General features: G+C 31.8%; 7 protein-coding genes and 1 pseudogene. 4 read left to right on the plus strand and 4 right to left on the minus strand.

Features of this window, described 5'->3' with window-relative positions; genetic code table 11:
* The 3 genes from Q0075_RS08670 to Q0075_RS08680 form a co-directional block, all read left to right on the plus strand.
* The coding region (locus Q0075_RS08670; RefSeq protein WP_297869180.1) for an ABC transporter permease at window positions 1–1,181 on the plus strand (1,181 nt) is incomplete at its 5' end.
* A gap of 32 nt (window positions 1,182–1,213) precedes the next feature.
* A complete protein-coding gene (locus Q0075_RS08675; protein ID WP_291106401.1) occupies window positions 1,214–1,750 on the plus strand; it encodes a hypothetical protein in 537 nt (178 codons plus the stop codon).
* A 76-nt stretch (window positions 1,751–1,826) separates the two neighbouring features.
* Window positions 1,827–4,037, plus strand: a complete 2,211-nt coding sequence (locus Q0075_RS08680; protein ID WP_297869181.1) for a TonB-dependent receptor — start codon at window positions 1,827–1,829, stop codon at window positions 4,035–4,037.
* Window positions 4,038–4,095: 58 nt separating this feature from the next.
* On the opposite strand, the gene accD is transcribed toward Q0075_RS08680, so the two are convergent.
* The 3 genes from accD to Q0075_RS08695 form a co-directional block, all read right to left on the minus strand.
* Entirely contained in the window at window positions 4,096–4,950 is an 855-nt protein-coding gene (gene accD / locus Q0075_RS08685; RefSeq protein ID WP_291106405.1) for an acetyl-CoA carboxylase, carboxyltransferase subunit beta, read from the minus strand.
* A 110-nt stretch (window positions 4,951–5,060) separates the two neighbouring features.
* Complete coding sequence (gene fbaA / locus Q0075_RS08690; protein WP_297869182.1) at window positions 5,061–6,128, minus strand: class II fructose-bisphosphate aldolase; 1,068 nt, start codon at window positions 6,126–6,128, stop codon at window positions 5,061–5,063.
* A gap of 46 nt (window positions 6,129–6,174) precedes the next feature.
* Window positions 6,175–8,727, minus strand: coding sequence for a BamA/TamA family outer membrane protein (locus Q0075_RS08695; protein WP_297869183.1), 2,553 nt, complete (start codon window positions 8,725–8,727; stop codon window positions 6,175–6,177).
* A gap of 36 nt (window positions 8,728–8,763) precedes the next feature.
* Here Q0075_RS08695 and Q0075_RS08700 point away from each other — a divergent pair, with 36 nt between their 5' ends.
* Window positions 8,764–9,489 (plus strand): RNA methyltransferase, encoded by a 726-nt coding sequence (locus tag Q0075_RS08700; protein WP_297869184.1) that lies wholly within the window; start codon window positions 8,764–8,766, stop codon window positions 9,487–9,489.
* A gap of 3 nt (window positions 9,490–9,492) precedes the next feature.
* Here the strand turns inward: Q0075_RS08700 and Q0075_RS08705 are convergent.
* Window positions 9,493–9,752 (minus strand): annotated as a pseudogene (locus Q0075_RS08705) (PorT family protein); the annotation flags it as partial.

Genomic DNA, 9,752 nt, shown 5'->3' on the forward strand with positions numbered 1-9,752 from the left:
TGCGTACGCTTTTGTCGTTGTTAGGCGTTACCATTGGTATTTTTTCCATTATTGCGGTATTAGCTGCGGTAGATTCTATGGATAAAAAAATCAAGGAAGATTTGAGTGATATGGACATGAATACCATTTACCTAATCCGTTTTTCATTCGGACCTTCTGAAGTGCCAAGATGGAAGCGTGAGCAATTTCCAGATGTAACGTATGAAGAATATGAGCATTTGAGAAGAAATGTAAACGGAATTGATAAGATGTCATTCAATTTATTTACAAGAAATGAAAGCATAAAATACGATTCTAAAACGGTGAATTCGATTCGTGTAAAACCTTCAACTTCTGAGTTTTTTGATATTGAACCTGTTAAAATCGACAAAGGACGTTTGTTCAATGAATCCGAATCCAACTCGGGTAGCCCAGTTATTGTAATAGGAAGCGAAGTAGCTACTGGGTTGTTTGAAAATAGCGATCCTATAGGAAAAAAAGTGCGTCTTTACGGTCAAAAATTTACTGTAATTGGTGTGTTAAAAAAACAAGGTCAAGGCATGTTTGGCGATAGTAGTGATATTGCTGTGTTTTTTCCAGTAAATTTCTTAAGAAAAATGTATGGAGATAATAGTGATATGTTAACGCCAGCTATTTTAATAAAACCCGAGAAAGGAATTGATATAGCTGAATTTAAAGCGGAATTGGCGCAAAAATTAAGAAGTTTTAGAGGTGTAAAAACAGGTGAAATTGATAATTTCTTCCTTAATGTATTGTCAGGTTTTACCGATTTTATTGATAATATCGTAGGTCAAATGAATATGATTGGTTGGATTATCAGTGCCTTTTCGCTTTTGGTAGGAGGTTTTGGAATTGCAAACATCATGTTCGTATCGGTAAAAGAACGTACCAACTTAATCGGAATTCAAAAAGCTCTTGGGGCTAAAAATAAATTCATTTTGTTTCAATTCTTGTTTGAAGCGGTAATTCTTTCATTAATTGGCGGAATTGTAGGAATGTTTTTAGTTTGGATTATTGCCATCGGACTTTCAGCAGCTCTTGATTTTGAATTTGTCTTGAGTGCAGCCAATATGTTATTAGGTTCTGGATTAGCAGCATTAATTGGATTAATTTCTGGGATTATTCCTGCAATTTCAGCCTCAAAATTAGACCCTGTTGAAGCAATCAGAAGCGGAATGTAATTTTTACTATATTTGGAAATTAATTTCCCAAATTGAAAAAGCAAATCATTAGTTTATTTCTGCTATTTATGTTAATAGCACCTGCTGTTGTAACTTACACTTGGTTACAGCAAAGAAAGCGTGCTGTTAAAAAAGAGGTAAAATGGAAAATGATTGCTGGTATAGACAAAAGTGAATTGGTCCTTTTAAAATTTTCAAAATCGGAAACGACATCTAAATTGAAATGGAAACATTCGAAAGAGTTTGAATTCAATAATCAAATGTATGATATTGTTGATAAAGTGATTTCGAAAGATTCTGTTCAGTACTGGTGCTGGTGGGATTTCAAAGAAACAAAATTAAACAGACAATTAGATGATCTTTTGGCTGGCGTTTATCAGCACGATTCAAAATCCAAAGAGCAGCACGATTTACTTTATAAATTTTACAAATCGATTTATTTTCAACCTGTTTTTTCATGGTACCCTTTTATAGATAAAAACCGTCCAATCAAAGTTAATTTGTATGCTGGGTTTTATCAATCAAAGTCTTTAATTGTAGATTCTCCACCGCCTAATATTTATTCTTAATTTTTTATTAATAGGGATGCTTTTGAAAAGTAATCCCATATTTACATATTTAAATAAGAATAAATAATCCATAAAAATGAAAAAAAATATTTTTTATGCTGTTCTGTTATTGCCTTTTTTAGTGTTTTCACAAACGGCACAAGATACCACGGCTACTGAATTGAGTGAGGTGGTAATTTCAAATAAAGTTCCTAAAAAATACACACAATTACCCAATCAGGTTGAGGTAATTACAGCCAAGCAAATTGATTTTCAAAACTTTCAAAGTACGGCTGAAATGCTTTCTAATTCTGGTGCATTGTTTGTGCAAAAATCACAACAGGGTGGAGGAAGTCCAGTAATTAGAGGTTTTGAAGCTAGTAGAGTATTGCTTACTGTAGATGGTGTGAGAATGAATAACCTTATTTTTAGAGCAGGGCATCTTCAAAACGTAATCACAGTTGATGAAAATATGTTAGAAAGCGTGGGTGTTTTCTATGGTCCTTCTTCTACTTTATTTGGTAGTGACGCACTTGGTGGTTCAGTTGCAATGACAACTAAGAATGCTAAGTTTTTAGATCAAGCACATAACAAATTTACGGGAGGTATTAATACCCGATATAGTAGTGTAAATGAAGAAAAATCAGTGGCAATGCATTTAAATTATGCTACATCTAATTTTGCTTCGTTAACCTTTTTCTCATTTAATGATTTTGGTGATTTAAAAATGGGTAAAAAGAAGAATCATAATGGAGATTATTTTGGGGAAAGACCTAATTATGTTTCTACAGTTAATGGTGTAGATCAACTGAACGTTAATAGCGATAAATATACGCAAGTAGGTTCGGCTTATAAGCAGTATAATTTCATGCAGAAATTTGCCTACAAGACAAATTCAGGATATTTACATGGTTTGAATGTACAGTATTCAACAACATCAGATATCAATCGTTATGATAGATTAACAGAAAAAACAAGTTCTGGATTAAAATTTGCTGAATGGTATTATGGACCTCAAGAAAGATTGTTAGCTATTTATTCGTTGCAAAAAGAGAAAGCATTTTTAAATAGTGATTTGAAAGTAAATGTTGCTTATCAGAATGTAAAAGAGAGTCGTCATAATAGGAGATTTAATAACTACAACTTACAACACAATGAAGAAAAAGTAGATCTGTTTTCGGTGTCGTTAGATTTGGATAAGAAATTCACTAAAGGAGAATTGTTTTATGGTTTTGAGTCGTATTATGAAACTTTAAAATCAACGGCTTATGCTAATAATATCAATACGGGGGTTGTAACTAACATTAATACACGTTATCCAAATGGAGATAACAATATGATGCGTAATGATTTCTATATTTCTTATAACGAAAAGATGTCGGAAAAAACATTTTGGAATGTAGGAGCAAGAGCAGGCTATACCTCATTAAAAAGTACAATTGCTGATAATTCAGTTTTTGCATTACCATTTGATGAAATTTCTCAAGGTAATTTTACGTATAGTGGTACATTAGGAATCACGCATAATACCTCAAAAAACTTTGCTTTGAAAGCGAATGTAGCAACTGGATTTAGAGCACCAAATATTGATGATTTGGCAAAAGTCTTTGAATCTGTTCCGGGGTCATCGAGTTCTTTAGGTACATTAATTGTTCCTAATGAAGATTTAAAAGCTGAAAAAACCATAACAGGTGATTTAGGAATTGTAGTTCAATCGGATTCTAAAAAAATAAAATTAGAAAGTACTTACTTTTATACCCGATTATATGATGCCATTGTAACGGATGATTTTACATATAACGGACAAAGTATTGTAAATTATAATGGGTTTGACGCTCAAGTAAAAGCCAATCAAAATAAAGGAAAGGCTTTTGTAACTGGATTTTCTACAAATGTTAGTGCTTACATTATATCTGATTTATTGTTTAGTGCTAATTTCAATTACACACTGGGTAGAGTAGTAGAAGAAGGATCTCAAAGACCATTAGATCATATTGCACCTTATTTTGGAAAAGTTGGATTATCATATACTTACAACAAACTTAATTTAGAAGGTTATATGTTGTATAATGGCAAAAAAGATATCAGCGATTATTCTACAAGTGGTGAGGATAATGCGCAATATGCACCAGCAAATGGAATGCCAGCTTGGGAAACTTATAATTTTAAAGCAGGTTTTCAGGTGTTAAATGGAGGAACTCTTTTTGCAGGTGTTGAAAATATTTTAGATACACAATACAGAGTTTTTGCATCTGGAATTAACGCTCCGGGTAGAAATATTTATGGTGGAATAAAATATACTTTCTAAGAAAAGGAAGTAAAAATAAAATCCCGATAGTTTTGAAAGCTATCGGGATTTTTTGTTTTTATCTTACAGGTTGATTTTGAATCAAATCTAAGTATAAATTAATTTTGTTTTTCAAATCTTTTCTGTGAGCAATGAAATCTAAGAAACCATGCTCTAATAAGAATTCAGATGTTTGAAAACCTTCTGGTAAATCTTTACCTGTAGTATCTTTTACAACACGAGGTCCAGCGAAACCAATTAATGCTCCTGGTTCACCAATATTGATATCTCCAAGCATTGCATAAGAAGCAGTAGTTCCTCCAGTTGTTGGATCTGTACATAACGAAATGTAAGGAATTCTTTCTTCAGCTAATTGCGCTAATTTTGCTGAGGTTTTAGCTAACTGCATCAATGAAAAAGCAGCCTCCATCATACGAGCTCCACCTGATTTAGAAATCAAAACAAATGGAATTTTGTGTTTGATAGAATAATCAATTGCTCTAGCAATTTTTTCACCTACGACTGCTCCCATAGAACCGCCAATGAAAGCAAAGTCCATACAAGAAACTACTAAGTCTTTTCCTTTTGATTTTCCAACACCTGTACGAATAGCGTCTTTAAGTTTGGTTTTATCCATAACATCTTTTAAACGATCGCTGTATTTTTTAGTGTCTTCAAATTTTAATGGGTCTTTTGAAGTTAAATTTGCATCTAGTTCTTTGAACTCGTTATTGTCAAATAAAATTTCAAAATATTCTTTACTACCAATTCGTACATGATAATCATCCTCTGGACTCACCCATAAGTTTCTCGCTAATTCGTCTTGATCAACGATTTTTCCTGTAGGCGATTTATACCATAACCCTTTTGGTACGTCTTTTTTAGCTTCTGTAGGAGTTGTAATTCCTTTTTCTTTTCTTTTAAACCAAGCCATAATTAAGTTAGAAGTTAGAAGTTAGAAGTTGGAAGGAAGGCCTTAACTTTATCTAATTTCAATTAATAATAAAATTTTAAACTTCGTACTTTGTACTTTGTACCTTGTACTTATAAAGTGTTCACGTTATTTAAATCGGCAAAAGCTTGTTCTAAACGTTTGTTGAACGTAACTTCTCCTTCACGAACCCATTTTCTTGGGTCGTAATGTTTTTTATTTGGACTATCTGCTCCTTCTGGACTTCCGATTTGTGTTCTTAAATAATCAATTTTAGATGTCATGTAATCGCGAATTCCTTCTGTGAAAGCAAATTGTAAATCAGTATCAATATTCATTTTGATTACTCCGTAAGAAATAGCTTCTCTAATTTCTTCTAAAGTAGAACCAGAACCTCCGTGGAAAACAAAATCAACTGGGTTGTTTCCGGTGTTGAATTTATTTTGAACGTATTCTTGTGAATTTTTAAGGATTTTAGGAGTTAATTTTACATTTCCTGGTTTGTAAACGCCATGAACATTTCCAAAAGAAGCAGCAATAGTAAATCTTGGGCTTACTTTCATTAATTCCTCATAAGCATAAGCAACTTCATCAGGTTGTGTGTATAATTTTGAACTATCCACATCTGAATTGTCAACACCATCTTCTTCACCACCTGTGATTCCTAATTCGATTTCTAAAGTCATACCCATTTTACTCATTCTTTCTAAATATTTTTTAGAAATTTCTAAGTTTTCTTCAATAGGTTCTTCTGATAAATCAATCATGTGAGAACTGAATAATGGTTTTCCAGTTTCAGTAAAATGTTTTTCAGATGCATCTAATAAACCATCAATCCACGGTAAAAGATTTTTTGCACAGTGGTCTGTATGTAAAATAACTGTAGCACCATAAGCTTCAGCTAAAGTGTGTATATGTTTTGCACCAGCAACCGCTCCTAAAATAGCCGATTTTTGGTTTTCATTTGATAATCCTTTTCCAGCGTTAAATTGTGCACCACCATTAGAAAATTGGATGATGACAGGTGCATTTAATTTAGCGGCTGTTTCTAAAACACCATTAATTGTACTAGAACCTACAACATTAACAGCAGGTAATGCAAACCCTTTTTGTTTGGCATAGTTAAAGATTTCTTGAACTTGATCTCCGGTAGCAACACCCGGTTTAATAGTGTGACTCATAGTTGTATGTTTTGTTATAGTTATGCAAAAATAATAATTTAAAAAATTAGAACGGATAATTAATTCCAAAATTTAGCACTGTTTTGCCAAAGTTGATTCCTTTCAGCCATCGTTCTCCTATTTCTCTACTAGGGTCATAAGCTTTGTAACCTAAGTCTAGTCTGAAAACAAAGAAGTCAAAATCATATCTAAAACCTATCCCAGTTCCTACAGCCAAGTCTTCTAATGAATTTAAACCATTAAAGGTGTATTCTTTATTTGTTACATTGTCAAAAATATTCCAGATGTTTCCAATATCTGTAAAAAAAGCACTATAAAAATTTCCTCCCACTCTAAAACGATATTCTAAACTGTAGGCTAATTTTAGGTTAGCTTCATTGAAGTCATTTATTCCACCACTACGACCTGGGCCTAAACTATAAGCTTGCCAACCTCTATTGTCATTAGATCCACCAGAAAAATAACTTCTGGAAAATGGAATCGATTGCCCGTTTCCATATGGGACTGCTAAGCCAGCAAATGCTCTCATGGCTAGGGTGTTTTTCTTGCCAAAATCCCAATGTTTAATGAAGTCTACTTCACCTTTTATGTATTGTGAATATTCAATTCCAAACATTGTTTTGTTTCCATTAGCACTTAAGGGTTCGTTTTTTGTGTTGGCAAATAATGAAAGCAAATTACCAGCCGATTCTATTTTCGTTCTAATAGAGTAAAAATTATTATCAAGCAAATTGGCTTTAGTGTTTTTGAAAAAAGTTATACTAGAAGAAACAATCAAATTGTTTTCAATTAAACGAAGTCTTCTTTCTCCAATACTTCTTATAATTTTATAGTTGTTATCATCTGAGGGAAATGTTATTACCCCGTTTTCAACATCATTAATAAAATCAACAGCTCCTTGTGTAGTTAGATTATTATTATCATCCAAATAATCTGGGTCTACATTGTAAAGTTGAGCCAAATTATTTAAGGTGTTATATGATGATGTGTATACATTAAAATAATTTTCAGGATTTAAATTCTTGATGAATTGAATGTTTAATAAATCAAAACGTATTGTATTTCCTTGCTTTGGTGCCCAATTGTAATAAAAAATTCCAGTTAAGTTTTCTTTGTCTAGCCCAATATTTCTTTGACTGGTTAAACCAATCGTTGCAGTAGTAGTGGGAAGCATTTCTTTTTTTATAATCTTACGAGTATTTAATGGAAATACAATTCTGGGGAAACTCAACTTTCCTTCTAAACCATATTCTGAGATGTTAAAAAACACGTTATTTGGATTAGCCAAATCTCTTGAAGATCCAATGTTTCCTTTAGTAGACAATTCGAAAGTTTCTGCTCTTTTAAAAAGATTTCGCCAAGTGAAAGCCATTCTTCCACTGATTCCAAATTGTTGAATGTCTGAAGTAGTAACATCTATAGAGGGTTGCCAAACATATTTAGGTTTACTCATTAAATAAATGTTTGCTATGAGTGAACTATTTGTGCTATCAGCCGGATCCTCAATGTATTCGATATTGGGATAATTAAATACTTTTAGATTACTTAGTGATTTTGAAGTTAATGTTCGGTCATTATCACTAAATAGTTTTCCTTTTTCAATAAAAATGGCATTTGTTATTGCCTTGGGTTTGTATTTTAATTTACCAGCACTGTAAATATTGAAATTTCTATAGGTTACACTATCATTAAATTGATTTCGTTCTTTTTTTGAAGTATTGTTTGTAAATATATTAACTTGAGTTATTTTGTAAACACCAAAAGGTTTTTTTATTAGCGTGTCTCCTTTTTTTACTAATCGGTCTTCAATTTTTAAGTTTACTTTTATTTTCTGTATTGAATCATCAATAATAGCATCATATTTTATGTTGCTTTCTTGAAAATGATAAACACCATTATTTCTTAGATATTGGGTAATTCTTTTTCTTTCATTATCGAAGTTTGAAAAATTATATTGTTCTCCCTTTTTTATGAAAGATTTTTTAGCTTCTAATGCGTATAAACTATCCACTATAGGGGTTTCTATAAATTTAGAAATGGAGTCAATAAAATAAGGCTTACCTGTGTTTACTTTGTAAGATATCTTTCCTTTTTTCTTATCAATTGAATCGATGGAAAGCGTTACTTTATTTCTGATAAAACCGTTGTTGTAATAAAATCCACTTAATCGATCTTTTGAACGTTGCGCCTTTTTTTCATCAATAATTACAGGTGCTTCCCCTGTTTCTTTTATAAATTTTGACAATCCACTTACAAAAAAAGATTTCCCTAAACGTTCCACTTGTTTTGCAGATAAGAAACGATTAAGTCTATTTATACGATTTGGTTTTTTATTTAGCCAAGCTTGATATGACGAATCTGGATTAGGTTTTGCAATATTATAAAGAGTTAAGCCAAAAGGATAATTTAAGAATTTTGTGTTGGGTTGTTGAACTAATAAATTATTAATTCGTTCCTCTTTATTGATTTTATCATTAATGTAAATCTCATTTTTGACCAATAATTTTTTACTTTCGGGTACTCGTTTAACTAACGAACACGAATAAATTATTGTTCCGATTACAAATAATAATGTTATTTTTGATAAATTATTTCTCAAAGCACTTTTTAAAAGTTAGTCAAAAATACAATTTTTATGGTTAGTAAAAACCAAATTAAACTAATAACGAGTTTACAACAAAAAAAATATAGAAAACAAGAACAACTTTTCTTTGCCGAAGGTGTAAAAGTAGTTCAAGAATTGTTACAATCTAATTTTGAATTGCAAGATTTGTTTACTACGAAGCAAGATTTTCTTACGGTTTCAAAAGACAAAGTTCATGCCATTTCTGAGGCCGAATTAAAAAAAATAAGTGCTTTGTCAACTCCTAATACATGCTTGGCTGTTTTTAAAATCCCAAAAGTAAAGGAATTGGTGCAAAATGGATTAATTGTTGCTCTAGACGATGTTCGTGACCCTGGAAATTTAGGAACAATTATTCGTTTGTGTGATTGGTTTGGAATTGAAACATTGTTTTGTTCAGAGGAATCGGTCGACATTTATAACCCTAAAGTTGTGCAAGCTACTATGGGTTCGATTAGTAGGGTAAATGTTGTCTATGGAAACTTAGAAACTTTTTTAGCTTCAGCTAAATTGCCAATTTTTGGAACTTTTATGGATGGAAAAAATATTTACCAAGAAAAATTACCAAATGAAGGAATTATCATTATGGGAAATGAAGCCAATGGAATTTCTGCTTCTGTAGAAAAATTAGTTTCGGAGCGAATTGCTATCCCACGTTTTGGAAATCTTCAAGTTACAGAAAGTTTAAATGTAGCAACTGCAACCGCTATTATTTTGAGTGAATTTAAACGAAGTTAACTCTTAGTGGAATGAAAAGTTGATAAAGAAACCACGTGTTTTCATCTCTTGAACATTTCCAGTCCAAGGACTATTAGGGTCGTTGTCACGAATTAATTCATCTTTCATACTAAAAACTCCACGAATTGAAGGCGAAAAAACGAAGTACTCTAAATAAATATCAATTCCAAAACCAACTTCGTAAAAATTAGTCCAATTTTTCATTCTAAATCTGTCGTTGAAATTATCGTCTGGCGATTTTGAATTACTCCCTAAATTTAAAG

The sequence above is a fragment of the uncultured Flavobacterium sp. genome (assembly GCF_937967675.1).
Taxonomy (GTDB): domain Bacteria; phylum Bacteroidota; class Bacteroidia; order Flavobacteriales; family Flavobacteriaceae; genus Flavobacterium.

Coding starts and splice junctions, on each gene's coding strand:
- Q0075_RS08680 (WP_297869181.1), top strand. CDS start 1,827: ATGAAAAAAAATATTTTTTATGCTGTTCTGTTATTGCCTTTTTTAGTG.
- accD (WP_291106405.1), bottom strand. CDS start 4,950: ATGGCTTGGTTTAAAAGAAAAGAAAAAGGAATTACAACTCCTACAGAA.
- fbaA (WP_297869182.1), bottom strand. CDS start 6,128: ATGAGTCACACTATTAAACCGGGTGTTGCTACCGGAGATCAAGTTCAA.
- Q0075_RS08700 (WP_297869184.1), top strand. CDS start 8,764: ATGGTTAGTAAAAACCAAATTAAACTAATAACGAGTTTACAACAAAAA.